We start from the raw sequence: 17620 nt of genomic DNA, 5'->3' as shown, positions 1-17620 counted from the left end.
CTAGACTGCGCGAGCCAGGACTCAGGGAGAGGCTATGGGCAGGAAACGGATGTTTATCGCGCTGCTGGGTGCACAGCTGCTGCTGGGGTGCATGACGGCGCCAGCGGCGCTCGACGGACAGCGCCTCGCCCAATTGCAGCCGGGCGTCAGCACGTTGTCGCAAGTGGAAGCCTTGATTGGCCTGCTGCCGCGGCGAATCCTGGTATTGCCCTCGGGGGCCACCGAGGTGCACTGGCGAAACCAGGCGCCCCTTGGACCAGGAGGTGAACAGGAGGTCCGCGAAGCCGGCCTGCTGTTTGGCGCCAACGGACGCTTCGAACGCATCCTCAACCTGAAGAATATCCAGCTCTCGGATGAACAATGGCAACGCCTGAGCGCGGTCGGCGTCGAGCCTGTTTCCCCGCGACCAGCGTCGCGCTGACCTCGGAAAGTAGGGCGGTCTCGGCGTGTCGTCCAGCGCCAGCCCGCCGCGGATATCCTGCCCAGGGTGAGCAGGGCGGTATTGTCGACCTTACTCCTGCTGCTTGCGGTTGACCGTCTCGGCGGCCTTGAGCAGCTCGGCACCGATGCTGTCTTCAAATTGCTGCCAAACCGGGCGCATGCTGTCGCGCCAGGCACGGCGTTGTTCGGCGCTGAGGGCCACGACCTGGCTGGCGCCGCTGTCGATCACCCGTTTTCGGTCCTGGGCGTTGCGCGCGGCGGCGGCGTGATTCACCGAAAAGGTGACTTCGTCGATGATCGCTTCGAGTTCCGTGCGCACGCCATGGGGCAGGCCGAACCAGAAGCGCGGGTTGGTGACCAGCATGTAGTCGAGCACCCCGTGATGGGTTTCGGTAATCACCGGTTGCACGCTATACAGGTTCTGGCTGTAGATGTTCGACCAGGTGTTTTCCGCGCCCTGGACCCGGCCGTCCTTGAGCGCAGCGTACAGTTCGCTGAACGGCAGTTTCTGGGTGGTGGCGCCGACCTGGTCGAACTGGGCCTTCAGCACGTCCGAAGGCTGAATCCGGAAACTCAGGCCCGCGGCGTCGGCGGGTGCCGTCAGGGCGCGGGTGGCGGAAAGCTGCTTCATGCCATTGTGCCAATAGGCAAGCCCGAGGATGTTGTGTTTTTCCATCGAGCGCAGCAGCTGGCGGCCTTTGGCGCGCTTCTGGAAACGGTCGACGGCGGCCAGGTCGTCGAACAGAAACGGCAGGTCGAAAATCCGCAGCTGTTGGCTGTAGGTATCGAACTTGGCCAGGGACGGCGCGAGCATCTGCACCTTGCCGTCGAGCAGCGCCTGTAGTTCCTGCTCATCGCCGTACAGGCTGGAGTGGCCGTGCACCTCGACCTTGACCAGGCCGTTCAGGCGCTTTTCCACCAGTTCCTTGAACAGCAGCGCGCCCTGGCCCTTGGGCGTATCGTCGGCCACCACATGGGAAAAGTGGATAACGATGGGGGTGACGGGTTCGGCGGCCTGGGCGTGGTTGAGGAACAGCCCACCCAAGGTGATGAGCAGGAGGTGTTTCAATGACATGCAATAATCCGGGATCAGGTAAGTGGCCCAGGTCGCCAGCACCGTCCGTGCCAACTGACGACCCTGAGCGTTATTTATTCTTGCGGTTGACCATCTCCGCGGCCTTGAGCACATCGCTGCCGATCTCCTGCTCGAACTGTTTCCACACCGGTTGCATGGCCGCGCGCCAGGCTTGGCGCTGATCGTCGGTCAGGAGGATGAGTTCGCTGCTGCCGCTGGCGAGGATCTTCGCGCGATCGGCGGTGTTCTGCGCTTCGGCGGCATTATTCACCGAGAAGGTCACCTCGTCGACAATGGCCTCCAGCTCGACGCGGGTCTGGTGGGGGATGCCGTACCAGAAGCGCGCGTTGGTCACCAGCATGTAATCCAGCGCGCCGTGATTGGTCTCGGTGATAAAGGGCTGCACGCTGTTGAGCTTCTGGCTGAGGATATTCGACCAGGGGTTTTCCGCCCCTTGCACGCGGCCTTCCTGCAAGGCTTTGAAGGCTTCGGCGAACGGCATCTTTACCGCCGTGGCGCCGAGCTGCTTGAACTGCGCCTCCAGTACCGAGGAAGCCTGAATGCGGAAGTTCAGCCCGGCGGCGTCGCCCGGCAGGCGCAGGGCACGGGTCGAAGACAGCTGTTTCATGCCGTTATGCCAGTAGGCCAGGCCGACGATGTCCTGCTTTTCCATGGCGCGCAGCAACTGGCGGCCCTTGGCGCGTTTCTGAAAACGGTTGACCGCCTCCAGGTCGTCGAACAGAAAGGGCATGTCGAAGATCTGCAGCTGCTTGGTGTATTTCTCGAACTTGGCCAGGGATGGCGCGAGCATCTGCACCTCGTTATTGCGCAGCGCCTCCAGTTCGTTGGCGTCGCCGAACAGGGTGGAGTTGGGATAGACCTCGACCTTGACCGCGCCTGGCAGCCGTTCGGCGACCAGTTTCTGGAACAACAGGGCACCCTGGCCCTTGGGGGTGTCATCGGCGACCACATGGGACAGCTTGATCAGGATAGGGGCGTTACCCTCAGCGCTGAGCGCGGGGGTGGACAGCAGGGCAACAGCACAGGACGCCACGGCGGCGATCAACTTCAGCATGGAAAAGCCTTTTGTTATGGGGGCGTGAATAAGAGTCTAGCGCCGCTCGCCTGGCCCCTACGGGCGCCGGCAATACCACTCATCGGTGTTGAACAGACGCGCTCTTGCCGGCATCGTAAGCGAACAGGCAAAAAAGCCTTCAGCTAACGCAATGCCTGTGCCAAGCCTCCCGACTCGCGCCGGCCACGTTTTAGACGTAAAAATGGCGTCAGTTTTACATTGAATTGGCGGATTTACGCCATCGACAAGGGTGCTTTAGGCGGAAAGTCGCCGATCGATCACCGTGCGGGGCCTCGCTCAATCGCTGGCGTTCGACGCCTTGGCGGCGATCCACTGCGACAGGTAACGGGTACTTTTGTGCAGGTGATGACGCAGCATGCTGCCGACAAAATTGCTCAGGCGATTCTGCTCGCGCTGCGCCTGGGCTAGCCGCAGGCGCTCGATCAAGTCACTGCGTTGCGGGCCGGCGGCAAAACGCTGGGCGAGGATGTCCCGGCCGTCCAGCTGCGCGTGACGCCAGCGGTGCGGGTCCTGGTAGAGCGCGACTGCCGCGTCGGCGAAGGCCTCGGGTTCCTCGGCCACGGCGCCGCCCCAGCTCAGTTCGCCGCACATGCCTTCGCTGCCAATCCCGGTGGTCACGCTCGGCGTACCGCAGGCCATGGCGTCCGCCAGTTTGCCCTTGATGCCGGCGCCAAAGCGCAGCGGCGCCAGGCAGACGCGGGCGCTGGCCATCACCTGCCGAGCGTCGTCGGCCCAGCCCAGTACATGGAAGCCCTGTTGCGGGTTGTGCAGGGCGGTGGCCTTGGGCGGCGGATAGGCGCCGTAGATAAGCAGCTGTGCCTGGGGCAGGCGTTGACGGATCAGGGGCCAGAGCAGCTGTTTCAGGCAGAGCACCGCATCCCAGTTCGGCGCGTGGCGGAAGTTACCGATGCTGATAAAGCCGCTGCGTTGGGCGAAGGGCGGGCTGTCGGGGAGCGCTTCGATGCCCATCAGCGGGCAGTAATGCAGCAGGTTGGCCGGGAGCCCGAATTGCTGTTGCAGCAACGCCAATTCAACATCGGAAATCACCAGGCTCAGGTCCGAGCGGTAGATGGCGGCAATTTCCCGTTGCGCCATGTCGCTGGCCGCCATGGCGCCGTAGAGCTCGGCGGGCCGGCTTTTGAGGCTCAGTTGCGGGCGCAGGGGAATGACCGGTTCGCGCTGCGCGGCGCTCCATAGCCGCTGGCGCGCCTCGCGCAGGCTGTGCAGGTCGACCGTGTCCAGCACCCGCAGGGCGTCCGGGCAGGCCCGTTCGACTCGCCAGGCAAACTGCTCTTCGGTGAAGTACCGGTCGAACAGCACCAGGTCGGGCTGCAACTGCGTGACAAACTCATCGAAGCTGTCGCAATTGAGTCGGATCGAGCGTTCTTCCACCCCGAGCGCTGGCAGGTCCGTCCGATGCTCGGACAGCGCCGCGGCGCTGGCGAAGGTCACCCGCCACCCCTGGGCGCGGAACAATTCGATCAACTCCAGCATGCGGCTGCCTGCCGCCGAGGAACGGGGTTCGGGCCAGACATAACCGATGATCAGGACGTTGTGCAGGGGAGCGGGCATGGGCAGTACGCAAAGGCAATCGCGGGACGGGCGCACCCTGCGAGTGTAGAGGAGCGGGCGGTGCCCAGCCGCCACTCGGGTCGAGCGGTCACTGGGCCAGCGGACCGCCGGGTTATCAGTCAGCGCAGCGGTCGGGCATCCGGTGTCAGTAAGTGCCCATATAGTCGCGTTTGCCCACGTCCAGGCCGTTATGACGCAGCAGCGCATAGGCGGTGGTGACATGGAAGAAAAACTGCGGCAGGCCGTAGCTCAGCAAATAGGCCTGGCCGGTAAAACGCTTTTCCTTGGGCGTGCCGGGGCGGGTGATGATCTCGCGTTGTTCCTGGCCGTCGATCTGCGCCGAGCTAAGCTCGCCGATAAAGGCCAGGGACTTGGCCAGCAGGGCTTGCAGGTCGGCAAAGGTCTGCTCATTGTCCTCGAACTTGGGGACCTCCACTCCGGCCAGACGGGCACTGACGCCACGGGCGAAGTCGGCGGCGATTTGCACCTGGCGCACCAGCGGGAACATGTCCGGGAACAGGCGGCTGTGCAGCAGTGCATCCGGGGCGATCTGCTTGGCCGTGGCATGGGCTTCGGCCTTGTTCAGCAGGGCGCTCAAGCTGTTGAGCATCTGTTGGAAAACCGGAACGGAGGCGGCGTACAGGGAAATGGTCATGGGCGATCCTGGCTGGGTAAAAAAACAATTATACCGCCGTGCAGGCCATTACTCTTCGATCATTTCCCGAACCTTGCGGGTCAGGCTGTCCAGGGTAAAGGGTTTGCTGACCATCTGCATGCCCGACTCGAGAAAGCCCCCACGCACCGCGGCGTGTTCGGCGTAACCAGTGATAAACAGCACCTTGAGGTGAGGGCGGACCTGCTGGGCGATTTCCGCCAATTGCCGACCGTTCATGCCCGGCAGGCCTACGTCGCTGATCAGCAGGTCGATGCGCTGGCTGGCGTCGTTAAGGATCGGCAGCGCTTCGCTGGCCTCCGCAGCCTCGACGAAGTGGTAGCCCAACTCGCGCAGCACCTCGCTGACCAGCAGCCGCACCGCCTGATCGTCTTCGACCACCAGCACGGTTTCGCCGGACCGCGCATAGAGGGGCGCGACCGTGGGAATGCCAGACTCGCCGAGACGGGTGCCGCGAAAACGCGGCAGGAAGAGGCGCACCTGGGTGCCCTGGCCAACGCTGCTGTGGATGCCGACGTGGCCGTTGGACTGTTTGACAAAGCCATAGATCATCGACAAGCCAAGGCCGGTGCCCTGACCAATGGGCTTGGTGGTGAAAAACGGGTCGAAGGCCCGGGCGATCGTGGCCGGGTCCATGCCGATGCCGTTGTCGCTGACACTCAATACCACGTACTCGCCAGGCGCCAGGTCCTTCGGGGTGTCGGGGGCGTGCTCGTCGAACAGGCGGTTGGCGGTTTCCACCGTCAACAAGCCGCCAAGCGGCATGGCGTCGCGGGCATTGATGACCAGGTTGAGCAGGGCGCTTTCCAGTTGGTTGGGGTCTGCTTCAGCAGTCCACAGGTCGTCGCACAGACAGATCTTCATCACGATGCTTTCGCTGAGGGTACGCCGCAGCAGGTCCTGCATGGAGGTCACCAGCTTGTTCATGTCCACCGGCTTGGCATCCAGTGACTGTCGGCGTGAAAACGCCAGCAGGCGGTGGGTCAGGCCCGCCGCGCGGTTGGCGGACGTCACCCCCAGGTCGATCAGGCTGTCCAGGTCGTTCAGCCGACCACTGGCCACCCGCCGCCTGAGCAATTCCAGGCTGCCGATGATGCCGGTCAACATATTGTTGAAATCGTGGGCGATGCCTCCGGTCAACTGACCGACCGCTTCCATTTTCTGCGACTGGCGCAACGCCTCTTCGTTACGGCGCAGCTCTGTGGTGCGCTGTTCGACCTGGGCTTCCAGCGTTTCGTTGAGTTGACGCAACTCCGCTTCGGCCAGCTTGCGCGCGGTGATATTGGACGACACGCCGACCAGCGAGCTGACCCGGCCCTCGGCATCGCGCAGGGCACGGGCGCAGACATCCAGCCAATGCTCGCTGGCGTCGGGCCAGAGGCTGCGGTACTCGATCAGCAGGTCATCGCCTGACGCCAGGCTGTGCCGCAGCGACGCCTCCAGACGCGTGCGGTCCGCGGGATGGGCGCAATCGAGCAGGGCCTGGTAGCTGAACGGCTGCTCGCTCTGCAAACCGAAATGCGCCTTGCAACTGGCCGAGGTGGTCAGCCGTTGCTCCGGCATGTCCAGCTGCCAGGCCCCCAGTTTTCCGGCCTTGAGCGCATTCTGCAGGCGCTGCTCGCCGTCGCTCAGTTCTTCCAGGTGGGCGCGGGCCTGGTACTGCCGGCGGCGACCGCGAATGGCGGCACGAATGACACTGACCAAGGTGGTGGGATGGAAAGGCCGCTCCAGAAAGGTGACATTGCCCAGCAGCTCACCCAAGCGGGCCGCCACGGGGTTGCGCTCCGGGCCGCCGCCATGGTGGGTGAGCAACACGATGGGCAAATCCGACCACGCCGGTTGCCGCTCCAGCAGGTCGGCCAAGGGCTTGAGGTTGCTGGTCTGCAAGGCTTCGTCGGCGATCACCGCCAGCCCAGCGCCGCGCTCCACTTCCAGGCACAGCGCCGAGAGGTCGGCGGCAATCAGTGCGCTGTAGCCGGCCTCCTGCAGAATCATCAGGGCAATCTGTCCGTCGCGGCCGTTGGGCGCCAGAAGGATGGCGCGCTCGGAGAACGGCGCGCTGCTTTTCAAAAGACCTCATCCGAGAGCAAGGGATGGCCTTCCCCCGAGTAGGTGGGGACGCCCCGCAGCACGCCCTGGAAGGCGCTCAACGGCGCGCCGATACGCAATCCGGTGGGGCCGCCGATACGGTACTCGCGAATGGTCGATTCGTGGCTGCCGGTGCGTTTTTTGATCACCGAGATGGCTCGTCGCACCTCGCCCAGCGCTTCGAAATAACGCAGCAGGATGACCGAGTCGGCCAGGTAGGTGATATCGATGGGGGCCTTCATGTCCCCCACCAGCCCATGCTGGGCCACCGTCATAAAGGTGGTGGCGCCCTGGCGATTGAGGTATTGCAGCAGCTCGTGCATATGCAGGATCAAGGCGTTTTCTTCTGGCATGGCCGCCTGATAGCCATTAAGGCTGTCGATCACCACCGTCTTGATCTGTTGCCCGTCCACGCAGCCGCGCACGCGGTGGGAGAATTCCCCGGGTGAGAGCTCCGCGGCATCCACCTGCTCGATCAGCAAATTGCCGCTGTCGAGCAGTTCCTGCAAGTCGATGCCCAGGGTTTTCATGCGGGCGAACAGCAGGCCCAGCTCTTCGTCAAAGATAAACAGTGCGGCTTTCTCACCGCGGGCGATGGCGGCCACCACAAAAACCATGATCAGCAGCGACTTGCCGGTACCGGCCGGGCCCAGGATCAGTGTGCTGGAACCGCTGTCGATACCGCCACCGAGCAGCGCGTCGAATTCCGGGATATTGCTGGTCAGCGTCCGGCGGGTATAGGGCGTGCGGTGTTCGGCGGCGACCAGGCGCGGGAACACCACGATACCGTGCTGGCTGATGATGAAGTCGTGATAGCCCCCGCGGTACTTCTGCCCGCGAAATTTGACGATGCGCAGGCGGCGACGCTCGGCGCCGTAACCCGGGGTCATTTCCTCCAGGCGAATCACCCCATGGGCGACGCTGTGCACGGTCTTGTCCAGCGCTTCGGTGGTGAGGTCGTCGAGCAGCAGCACTGTGGTGCCGTAGCGGGTGAAGAAATGCTTGATCGCCAGGATCTGGCGCCGGTAACGCAACGAGCTCTGGGCCAACAGGCGAATTTCCGAGAGGCTGTCGAGTACCACCCGTTTCGGTTGAATGCGCTCGATGGCATCGAATATCTGCCGCGTGGTCTCGCCCAACTCCAGGTCGGACGAGTACAACAGGCTCTGCTGCTGATCGGCATTGAGCAGGCTTTCCGGAGGCGTCAGTTCGAAGATGACGATCTCCTCGGGCAGGGTCCAGCCGTGGGACAGGGCGCCCTCGCGCAACTCGCGTTCGGTTTCCGAGAGGGTGATATACAACGAGCGCTCGCCCTGGGCGGCACCCGCCAACAGAAACTGCAACGCGGCGGTGGTTTTCCCGGTCCCGGGTTCGCCTTCCAGCAGAAAGACGTGCTCGCGCGACAGGCCCCCGGACAGGATGTCATCCAATCCGTCGATACCGGTTTGTGCTTTTACTGTCGTCAAATCAGAAGTCTCGTATTGCCAAAAAAGGTGGCAAAGCGCTCGGATCGGTTGCGGCGATAGCGCAACAGGCGGCGTACATTACCGGGCAAGGCATGGGACTGTCGTAGAGGCGGGGATGCATGCAGGCTGATCGCCGACTTCTGCAACAGGATCATCAGGCACTTACCGAATAACTGACCGAATGACTGTTACGGGGTTCCAAAAAAAAAGACCTTGGCCCGGCGCCTTGCGCCTTTCGGACGCTGGCCGCGCCCGGTTCCAGGGGCTGCTGCCACGGCGACGCAGACGGCCTCGGCGCGTGGTTGCGCGGTTTTTTCCAGGCCAAAAAAAGCCCCGTGGTCCAGGAACGGAGGGTCACGGGGCGCAGTGTCGGCAGTGGGCCGACCAGGGGAAAATGGGGGACGGTCAGCCAGGCACTTGCCAGCCACCGCCCAAGGTTTTGTAGATCGCCACGATGCCTCGGTACAGTTGCACCTCGGCCTGTGCCTGGGCGTCCTCGGCGGCCAGGCGCTCGCGCTCGGCGTCGAGTAACACCAGGAAGTCCACCGTGCCTTCGCGGTAGCGGATGGCGGCTTGTTCGGCCGCGGCGCGACTGGCCGCGCTTTGGCGCTGAAGCGCCTGCAGCCGCTGCTGATCCTGAGCATAATCGTTGAAGGCGTTTTCCGATTCCTCCAGGGCCAGTAGCACCTGCTGGTCGTACCCCGCCAACGCCGCATCGGCCTCGGCGCTGGCACCGCGGATGCGCGCACGCACACTGCCCAAGTCCAGCGCCGCCCAGCTCAGGGTCGGGGCCAAGCCCCAGGCCTGGGTGGCAGAGGAACCGATGGCCGAGCCACGCCCGGCGGTGAAACCGAGAAAACCACTGAGGCTGACTCGCGGGAACAGGTCGGCGGTCGCCACGCCGATGTTTGCCGTGGCGGCGGCCAGCTGGCGTTCGGCGCCACGGATATCCGGGCGGCGGCGCAGCAGTTCGCCCGGGTCGCCGATCGGCAGGGCCTTGCTGATGGCCGGCAGGTCACGGGCCCGCAGGTCGATATCCAGCTCCGCTGGACGCTGGCCGAGTAGGGTGGCGATGCGCGTGCGCGCTCGATTTTCCTGGGCCTGCAACTGCGGCAAGGTGGCTTCGGTGGCGGCCAGACGGCCGTCGGCACGCAGTACATCCAGCTCGCTGCCGATGCCGGCGTCCTGCAGCCGCTCGGTCAGGCCACGGGACTCCTGCTGGTTCTTCAGGTTGCTGCGGGCGATGCGCTCGCGCAACTGAGCGCCGCGCAGTTCGCCGTAGGCATCCACCAGCTCGGCGATCAGGCTCACCTGCAACTGGTCGAGCTGGGCCTGGGCGACCTGCTCCTGGGCGTCGCTGGCTTCCAGCTGGCGTTGAATACGCCCGAACAGGTCTACTTCCCAGAGCATGTCCAGGCCCAGGTCGTAGCGCTCCTGACTGACCCGTTGTTCGGTGACGCCGGGCTGCTGGCCCTTGCCGTGCTCACTGGAGAGACGGCTGGTGACTGTCGGCAGGCGATCGTTGGCCAGGTCGTCGCGCACCGCCCGGGCCGCCCGCAGCCGGGCATAGGCCTGGCGCAGTTCACGGTTTTCCTGCAGCGAGCGCTGGACCAGCTGGTTGAGGACCGGGTCCTCGAACTGCTGCCACCAGCTGGTTTCGAAGCGGCTGCGGTCATGGCTCGACGCCTCGGCACTGAGCACCCGGACGGGGGCCGTCGCCGGTGCCTGGTAGTCCGGGCCCACCGCGCAGGCGGTCAAGGCCAGGTACAGCGGCGCCAGCGCGAGGAGGGGAGTTGTCAATTTCATGCGTGCACCTCACCCAGGGACTGACGTTTTTTCGCAGCGTTTATTTCACGCTTCTCGACGAACTTGCGAATCAGGACAAAGAACACCGGGGTCAGCAACAGGCCGAAGAAGGTCACCCCGAGCATGCCGCTGAACACCGCCACGCCCATGGCATGGCGCATCTCGGCACCGGCGCCACTGGAGAACACCAGGGGTAGCACACCCATGATAAAGGCGAAGCTGGTCATCAGGATCGGCCGCAACCGCAGCCGGCAGGCTTCCAGCACCGCACTGACCGGGTCCAGGCCTTCCTCCTGTTTCTCCTTGGCGAATTCGACGATCAGGATGGCGTTCTTGCACGCCAGTCCGACCAGTACGATCAAGCCGATCTGGGTAAAGATATTGTTGTCGCCGCCGGTCAGGATCACCCCGGCGATGGCCGACAACAGCGTCATGGGCACGATCAGGATCACCGCCAGCGGCAGGCTCCAGCTTTCGTACTGGGCGGCCAGCACCAGAAAGGCCAGCAGCACGCAGAGCGGAAAGACGAAGATCGCGCTGTTGCCGGCGAGGATCTGCTGGTAGGTCAGCTCGGTCCACTCGAAGCTCATGCCGTTGGGCAGTTCTTCCTTCAGCAGCTTGGCAATGGCCGCCTCGGCCTGGCCGGAACTGAACCCCGGGGCCGCCGCACCGTTGATTTCCGCGGTGAGAAAGCCGTTGTAATGCATCACCCGGTCCGGACCGGCGCTGGGAGTGACATTAAGGAAGGCCGACAGCGGCACCATTTCCCCGCGATTGTTGCGCACCTTGAGTTGGCCGATCTGTTCCGGTTCCAGGCGGAACTCCTGCTCGGCCTGCACATTGACCTGGTAGGTGCGCCCGAAGCGGTTGAAATCGTTGGCGTACAAGGAGCCCAGGTAGATCTGCATGGTGTCGAAGATGTCGCTGATGGCCACGCCATGGGTCTTGGCCTTGTCACGGTCGATGGCGGCGTCGATCTGCGGCACGTTGACTTGATAGCTGGTGAACACCGACATGGGGTCCAGTTCCGGCAATTGACGGGCCTTGGCCAGGACATTCTGGGTCTGCACGTACAGTTCCTCATACCCCAGGTTGCCACGGTCCTGGACCTGCAGGCGGAAGCCGCCGATGGTCCCCAAGCCCTGCACCGGTGGTGGCGGGAAAATGGCGATAAAGGCGTCCTGGATGGCGCCGAACTGGCCATTGAGCTCGGCGGCGATGGCCGCCGCGGACTGGTCATCCGCGGTACGTTCGTCGAAGGCCTTGAGGGTCACGAAGACGATGCCGCTGTTCGGGCTGTTGGTGAAGCCGTTGATCGACAGCCCGGGAAAGGCCACGGTATTGGCGACGCCCGGGTGCTTGCCGGCAATTTCCGACATGTGCTTGATCACCGCCTCGCTACGGTCGAGGGTCGCGGCATCCGGCAGCTGGGCGAACGCCACCAGGTACTGTTTGTCCTGGGAGGGCACAAAACCGCTGGGTGTGGTGGCGAAGCCCAGGTAGGTCAGCCCCATCAAGCCGGCGTATAGCACCAAGGCAATCGAGCTGCCGCGCAGCACGCGCTTGACGGTGCCGACATAACCCCGACTGGCGCGATCGAAGAAGCGGTTGAAGGGCTTGAACAGCCACCCGCCGAAGAGGCGGTCGAGTACCCGCGAAAAACGGTCCTTGGGGGCATGGTGGTCCTTGAGCAACACCGCGGCCAGGGCCGGGGAGAGGGTCAGGGAGTTGATCGCCGAGATCACCGTGGAAATGGCGATGGTCAGCGCGAACTGCTGGTAGAACTGCCCGGTGAGCCCGGAGATAAAGGCGGTGGGCACGAACACCGCGCACAGCACCAGGGCCGTGGCGACGATCGGCCCGGTCACTTCCTTCATCGCCTGCTTGGTCGCGTCGACCGGCGACTTGCCCAGGCCGATATTACGTTCGACGTTCTCTACCACCACGATGGCGTCGTCCACCACGATGCCGATCGCCAGCACCAGGCCGAACAGCGACAGGGCATTGAGCGAGAAGCCGAACATATGCATCACGGCGAAGGTGCCGATCAGCGAGACCGGGACCGCCGCCAGGGGAATGATCGAGGCGCGCCAGGTCTGCAGGAACAGGATGACCACCAGCACCACCAGCACCAGGGCCTCGAGCAGGGTGTGTACCACCGCCTCGATGGAGCCGCGGACGAAGATGGTCGGGTCATAGACGATTTCGTAGTCCACGCCCTGAGGGAAGCTCTGTTTCAGTTCGGCCATGCGGCCACGCACCGCATCGGAAATTTCGATGGCGTTGGAGCCGGGGCGCTGGAAGATCGGGATGGCCACGGCAGGCTTGTTGTTCAGCAGCGAGCGCAGGGCGTACTGGCTGGAGCCCAACTCGATGCGCGCGATGTCCTTCAGACGGGTGATTTCGCCCTGTTCACCGGCGCGGACGATGATGTTCTCGAACTCTTCCTCGGTAATCAGGCGGCCCTGGGTGTTGATCGACAGCTGGAAACTGTTGCCCCCCTCGCTGGGCGGCGCGCCCAGCGAACCGGCTGCGACCTGGCGGTTCTGCTCGCGGATGGCGGCGACCACGTCGCTGGCGGTCAGGTTGCGCGACGCCACTTTGCTGGGATCCAGCCACACGCGCAGCGAGTAGTTGCCCAGGCCGAACAGCTGCACGTCGCCGATGCCGTCCAGCTTCGCCAGCTCGTCCTTGATATTCAGGGCGGCGTAGTTGGACAGGTAAAGCATGTCGTAACGGTCATCCGGCGAGGTCAGGTGCACCACCATGGTCAGGTCGGGCGAGGCCTTGTCGACGGTCACGCCCAGGCGCTGCACCTCGGTGGGCAGGGTGGGCATGGTGCGGGTCACGCGGTTCTGCACCTGCACCTGGGCATTGTCCAGATCCGTGCCCAGGGCAAAGGTGATGGTCAGGGTCAGCTTGCCGTCGGCAGTGCCCTGGGATGACATGTAGAGCATGCCCTCCACACCGGTGATCGCCTGTTCCAGGGGCGAGGCGACGGTTTCGCCGATCACCTTGGGGTTGGCGCCCGGGAAGGACGCGCGGACCACCACGGTGGGCGGCACCACTTCCGGGTATTCGCTGATCGGCAACTGGAACAGCGAGATGGCGCCGCCGATCAGAATGATCAGCGACAGCACCGCGGCGAAGATCGGCCGCTGAATGAAAAATTGGGAGAAATTCATCGGTTCTGTTCCTTAACCGCGAGGGGCGCTGGTGCGAGTGTCGGCTTTCTGCACCACCCGCGGCGGATTGGCCTGCTCGACTGCCTTGCGTTCCTCGGCCAGGGCGGCCAGGGTCTTCGGGTCGGCCATGGGCACGTCCTCGGCTTTGACCGGCATGCCCGGTCGGACGCGCTGGAGCCCCTTGACCACAATGCGTTCGTTTTCCGCCAGGCCCTTGCGCACGATGCGCAAGCCTTGCAGCTTGGGACCCAGCTCGACGGCGCGGTAATCCACCTGGCCCTCGGCGTCGACCACCAGGACGAATTTTTTGCCCAGGTCGGTACCGACCGCCTCGTCGTTGATCAGTACCGCCGGGTAGGTCGCACTGCCGACCAGCTTCAGGCGTGCGTACAGGCCGGGGGTGAAGCGCCCGTCCTGGTTGTCGAACACCGCGCGGCCGCGGATGGTGCCGGTCTGCGGGTTGACCTGATTGTCGACGAAGTCCATCTGCCCCAGGTGCGGGTGGCCGTTTTCGTTGGACAAGCCGAGGTAGACCGGGCTGCTCTGGCCGCGCTGGCCCTGGCGGCTCAGCTCGCCGTATTTGAGGTAAACGCGCTCATCGGCGTCGAAATAGGCGTAGACCTTGTCGGTCGACACCAGGCGGGTCAGCAGGGTCTGGCCGGCATTGACCAGGTTACCGGCGGTGATTTCCGCGCGGCTGACCTGACCGTCGATGGGGGCGGTGACCCGGGTGAAGCTCAGGTCGAGGCGCGCGGCTTCCAACTGCGCCTGGATCGCTGCCACACCGGCGCGGGCTTCCTGGGCCGCGCTGGCGCGGGCGTCGGCCAGCTCGGCGGAGATGGCATTGCTGGCGCGCAGACGTTCGCCGCGGCGGGCCTCGTTCTCGGCGCGGCCCAAGGCGGCGCGCACCTGCTGCAGCTGCGCCTCCAGGCCACGCACCGTGGCCTCGAAGGGGCGTGGGTCGATCTGGAACAGCAAGTCGCCTTTTTTCACCCGCGAGCCTTCGGTAAAGGCCACCTTGTCGATAAAGCCGGACACCCGCGGCCGTACGTCCACCGCCTCCGGTGCCTCCAGGCGGCCGGTCAGCTCGTCCCATTCATTGATCGGTTGCCGCAGCACCTGGGCCACGCTGACCGGTGCCGCACCCGGCGGAGCACTGGCCTGGGGCTCGGGGCCGCAGCCGCCCAGCACCAGCACGGCGGCCAGGGCCAGGGGAAAACGCAAAGGGAAAAGGGACTGCTCCATGGGGGGACTCCGCAACTCAGCTGTAACGATGGGCGGAGTCTGCTGCGGCGCCTGGGGAACGGGCGAATCGAATGACACGAATATGGCTATCGATGCAACTGATGATAGTAGGGTACGGCATGGGTATCGCTGCGCTCCACCTGCGTGGCCCGCCCCATCCTACCTGTGACCTACCTGTGGCGGGCGCTGGCGAGAATCAGCATCAGCATATCGGGCTCTGTAGGATGGCGTTGAGCGCAGCGATACCCATCGCCGGGGGCGGTTGCGGGCGGGCGCGTCGAAAAAGGCGGCCCATCAATAGATGACGCGGTCACAGGCTGGGTGGATTGGCTGGGGAGCGGCGTGGGTATCGCTTAGCTCCACCTACGCGGCCCGCCCCATCCTATCTGTGACGGGCGCTGGCGCGGAGCCTCTAGGCCAGACTGTCCGGATCGCCGATAAACATCTGGATGCGCGAACGCAGCCAGCGCTCGGCAGGGTCATTGTCCTGGGCGCCGCGCCAGGCCATGGACAATTCGAAGGATTGGGTCTCGATGGGCAGATCTTCGGCACGTAGGCCACCGCCGGCGATCAGCACCTCGGCGGCATAGTCCGGGACCGTGGCGACGATATCGGTGCCGGCGAGCAAGGTCCCCAAGCCATTGAACTGGGGCACGGCCAGCACCACCTTGCGCGTCTTGTCGATCTTCGCCAGTTCGTCATCGATAAAGCCGCCCAGGTCGCCGGCGAACGAGACCAGGGCATGGGGGCGGGCGCAATAGTCGTCGAGGCTCAGGCGCCCGGGCACCGAGTCGGCCCGCAGCAGCCGGGGGCGACTGCGCCTGAGGGTCTTGCGCTTGGCATTGGCCGGCAGTTCCTCGGTATAACTGACCCCCACCGAGATCTCGCCGGAGGCCAACAGGCCATGCATCAGCAAGTAGTTGGCCCGGCGCACCACCAGCACCACGCCGGGCGCCTCGGCGCGGATACGCCGCAGCAAGGGCGGTAGCAGGGCGAACTCGACGTCATCCGACAGCCCGACGCGGAACACCGTTTGGGCGGTGGCCGGGTCGAAGGCCTGGGCCTTGCTGACGGCAGTGGAAATCGAGTCGAGTGCCGGTTGCAGCAGCAGAAAGATTTCCTGGGCGCGGGGCGTCGGCTCCATGCTGCGGCCGGTGCGGACGAACAGCGGGTCGTCGAACAGGCTGCGCAGGCGTGACAACGCCGCGCTGATCGCCGGCTGGCCGAGAAACAGCTTTTCCGCGGCGCGGGTCACGCTGCGCTCGTGGATCAGCGTCTCGAACACGATCAGCAAGTTGAGGTCGACACGGCGCAGGTCGTTACGGTTCATACGGCTTCTCTCGATCACCCTGGCGGCAGAGGCTGAAGGGCGCGCGTCTCGCCGTCAAGTCGGCGCATCACTGGCGTTTATGTCAACTATCGATGCCGGCGGGTGGTTTTGCACCCCGACCCCGGATAAAGTCCACGGCATAGGGATCCACCAGCGAGGTTCAGCGATGTCCCGCATGATTCGGTTTCACCAGTTCGGCCCGGCCGAGGTGCTCAAGTGTGAAGAAGTGCCCGTTGGCCAACCCGGCCCGGGTGAGGTGTTGCTGCAGGTCGAGGCCATCGGCCTTAGCTGGCACGACGTGCTGTGGCGGCAGAACCTGGCGCCCTGCCAGGCGAGCCTGCCGTCCGGGCTCGGCCATGAGATGGCGGGGCAGGTGCTGGCGGTCGGCGAGGGCGTCGACGATCTGGTGGTGGGTGACAAAGTGGCCAGCTTCCCGGCCCACAGTACCAGCCGTTACCCTGGCTACGCCGAGCAAATGCTGCTGCCGCGCACCTCCTTGACCCGCTACCCCGAGGTGCTTAGCCCCGTCGAGGCCAGCGGTTTCTTCACGCCATTGCTGATGGCCTATTTCGCTTATGTGGAACTGGCGCGACTGGTACCGGGACAGACGGTGCTGATCACCGATGGCAGCCGTTGCGCCGGGCCTTCGGCCATCCAACTGGGCAAGGCCCTGGGGGCGCGGGTGATCGCGGCGACCAAGGACGGCGAGGACCGTGAATATCTGATGGCCCTGGGTGCCGACAAGGTCATAGTCACCGAGGAGCAGGACCTGGTGCAGCAGATCGCCAAACTCACCGATGGGCGCGGCGTGGATGTGGTGCTCGATGGCCTCGGTGGGCCACAGATGTGCCTGCTCGGCGATGTACTGGCCACCCGTGGGCGCCTGGTGCTCTATGGTCTGCAGGGCGGCAACCAGACGCCGTTTCCGGCCTGCGCGGCGTTCCAGAAGAACATTCAGTTCTTCGTCCACTGCCTGGGCAACTTCACCGGTAAACCCGAACTGGGCATTCCCCAGGACCGCGCCGCCCTGGAGCGGGCGTTGCTGGCGATCAACCAACTGACCCGGGACGGTCTGCTGCGGCCCCAGGTTGACCGGGTGTTCCCGTTCGAGCAGTTCGTCGAAGCCCATCGCTATCTGGAAAACGGCCCCTGCCGTGGCCAGGTGGCGTTGCAGGTCTGACGGCCTGGTTTATCGAGCAGCAAGGCCCGGTGTTAAATCGGGCCCTGTTGACCATTGGCTGAGGTGGTCGGCGGGACACCAGTGCCGTACCCCTCGTCCCAGACCGCGCTTGATACATCCAGATGCCTCTTCGAGCCTTTCAGTCCGCGATGGCCTGATAAATTGGCGGATTACGGGCTTTTCGCTCGGTTTTGGTTGACTATTCGGCGCATGCTCCGCCGCTTTCGTGCGCGGCGTCAGCTGTGCCAAACAACGCCATCAATACAGATTGAATGTGCTGTTATAGGAGGCGCAAGTCTCTCTGTATCCAGCCGTAAAATCGGTATCGTTCATTCACCTGCATCTAAATAATGATGATCGGCTCAGTATCGCCGCACAAGGAGAGCAGAGCTGGTTCGCTGCCGGGGCGAGCCTGGCAAGTTGTACTCGAAAATATATTGGATCAATTTATCTATGGATGCGA

12 protein-coding genes are annotated in these 17620 nt (G+C 64.3%); 2 read left to right on the top strand and 10 right to left on the bottom strand.

The window, feature by feature from the left end; all coding sequences use genetic code 11:
- The first annotated feature begins 34 nt into the window (after positions 1-34).
- Positions 35-421 (top strand): hypothetical protein, encoded by a 387-nt coding sequence (locus tag ABWY06_RS06805; protein ID WP_353924802.1) that lies wholly within the window; start codon positions 35-37, stop codon positions 419-421.
- Positions 422-511: 90 nt separating this feature from the next.
- Here ABWY06_RS06805 and ABWY06_RS06800 read toward each other — a convergent pair whose 3' ends face one another.
- The 10 genes from ABWY06_RS06800 to ABWY06_RS06755 all read right to left on the bottom strand — a co-directional run bounded on the left by ABWY06_RS06800 (position 512) and on the right by ABWY06_RS06755 (position 15977).
- Positions 512-1516 carry a TRAP transporter substrate-binding protein gene (locus ABWY06_RS06800; protein ID WP_353924801.1) on the bottom strand — a complete coding sequence of 335 codons (1005 nt, stop codon included), beginning with the start codon at positions 1514-1516 and terminating at the stop codon, positions 512-514.
- A gap of 70 nt (positions 1517-1586) precedes the next feature.
- Positions 1587-2591: a DctP family TRAP transporter solute-binding subunit gene (locus tag ABWY06_RS06795; RefSeq protein WP_353924800.1), complete on the bottom strand. Its 1005-nt coding sequence runs from the start codon at positions 2589-2591 to the stop codon at positions 1587-1589.
- Between the two features lie 297 nt (positions 2592-2888).
- The gene (locus ABWY06_RS06790) at positions 2889-4184 is read right to left on the bottom strand and encodes a glycosyltransferase (protein WP_353924799.1); all 1296 of its coding nucleotides are present in this window, start codon (positions 4182-4184) and stop codon (positions 2889-2891) included.
- 145 nt (positions 4185-4329) lie between these two features.
- Positions 4330-4839 (bottom strand): DUF1993 domain-containing protein, encoded by a 510-nt coding sequence (locus tag ABWY06_RS06785; protein ID WP_353924798.1) that lies wholly within the window; start codon positions 4837-4839, stop codon positions 4330-4332.
- A gap of 48 nt (positions 4840-4887) precedes the next feature.
- The gene (locus ABWY06_RS06780; protein ID WP_502948160.1) at positions 4888-6927 is read right to left on the bottom strand and encodes a hybrid sensor histidine kinase/response regulator; all 2040 of its coding nucleotides are present in this window, start codon (positions 6925-6927) and stop codon (positions 4888-4890) included.
- Positions 6924-8411, bottom strand: coding sequence for an ATPase domain-containing protein (locus ABWY06_RS06775; protein WP_353924797.1), 1488 nt, complete (start codon positions 8409-8411; stop codon positions 6924-6926). Before ABWY06_RS06775 ends, ABWY06_RS06780 begins: the two co-directional genes overlap by 4 nt.
- 405 nt (positions 8412-8816) lie before the next feature.
- Complete coding sequence (locus tag ABWY06_RS06770) at positions 8817-10217, bottom strand: efflux transporter outer membrane subunit (RefSeq protein WP_353924796.1); 1401 nt, start codon at positions 10215-10217, stop codon at positions 8817-8819.
- Positions 10214-13402, bottom strand: a complete 3189-nt coding sequence (locus tag ABWY06_RS06765) for an efflux RND transporter permease subunit (protein ID WP_353924795.1) — start codon at positions 13400-13402, stop codon at positions 10214-10216. Before ABWY06_RS06765 ends, ABWY06_RS06770 begins: the two co-directional genes overlap by 4 nt.
- 12 nt (positions 13403-13414) lie before the next feature.
- Positions 13415-14647, bottom strand: a complete 1233-nt coding sequence (mexE, locus tag ABWY06_RS06760) for a multidrug efflux RND transporter periplasmic adaptor subunit MexE (RefSeq protein WP_353924794.1) — start codon at positions 14645-14647, stop codon at positions 13415-13417.
- 412 nt (positions 14648-15059) lie between these two features.
- On the bottom strand, positions 15060-15977 hold the full coding sequence (locus tag ABWY06_RS06755) for a LysR family transcriptional regulator (protein WP_353924793.1): 918 nt from the start codon (positions 15975-15977) through the stop codon (positions 15060-15062).
- A gap of 166 nt (positions 15978-16143) precedes the next feature.
- Here ABWY06_RS06755 and ABWY06_RS06750 point away from each other — a divergent pair, with 166 nt between their 5' ends.
- Positions 16144-17157, top strand: a complete 1014-nt coding sequence (locus ABWY06_RS06750; RefSeq protein ID WP_353924792.1) for a zinc-dependent alcohol dehydrogenase family protein — start codon at positions 16144-16146, stop codon at positions 17155-17157.
- Positions 17158-17620: the final 463 nt, after the last annotated feature.

The sequence above is a fragment of the Pseudomonas sp. genome (assembly GCF_040514055.1).
GTDB lineage: Bacteria > Pseudomonadota > Gammaproteobacteria > Pseudomonadales > Pseudomonadaceae > Aquipseudomonas.
Note: the sequence above shows the minus strand (reverse complement) of the source record. Positions and strands in the feature narration are given on the sequence as shown.

Excerpts from the sequence above, each read along its gene's own strand:
- ABWY06_RS06805 (WP_353924802.1), top strand. The coding sequence starts at position 35 with ATGGGCAGGAAACGGATGTTTATCGCGCTGCTGGGTGCACAGCTGCTG.
- ABWY06_RS06800 (WP_353924801.1), bottom strand. The coding sequence starts at position 1,516 with ATGTCATTGAAACACCTCCTGCTCATCACCTTGGGTGGGCTGTTCCTC.
- ABWY06_RS06795 (WP_353924800.1), bottom strand. The coding sequence starts at position 2,591 with ATGCTGAAGTTGATCGCCGCCGTGGCGTCCTGTGCTGTTGCCCTGCTG.
- ABWY06_RS06790 (WP_353924799.1), bottom strand. The coding sequence starts at position 4,184 with ATGCCCGCTCCCCTGCACAACGTCCTGATCATCGGTTATGTCTGGCCC.
- ABWY06_RS06785 (WP_353924798.1), bottom strand. The coding sequence starts at position 4,839 with ATGACCATTTCCCTGTACGCCGCCTCCGTTCCGGTTTTCCAACAGATG.
- ABWY06_RS06770 (WP_353924796.1), bottom strand. The coding sequence starts at position 10,217 with ATGAAATTGACAACTCCCCTCCTCGCGCTGGCGCCGCTGTACCTGGCC.
- ABWY06_RS06765 (WP_353924795.1), bottom strand. The coding sequence starts at position 13,402 with ATGAATTTCTCCCAATTTTTCATTCAGCGGCCGATCTTCGCCGCGGTG.
- mexE (WP_353924794.1), bottom strand. The coding sequence starts at position 14,647 with ATGGAGCAGTCCCTTTTCCCTTTGCGTTTTCCCCTGGCCCTGGCCGCC.
- ABWY06_RS06755 (WP_353924793.1), bottom strand. The coding sequence starts at position 15,977 with ATGAACCGTAACGACCTGCGCCGTGTCGACCTCAACTTGCTGATCGTG.
- ABWY06_RS06750 (WP_353924792.1), top strand. The coding sequence starts at position 16,144 with ATGTCCCGCATGATTCGGTTTCACCAGTTCGGCCCGGCCGAGGTGCTC.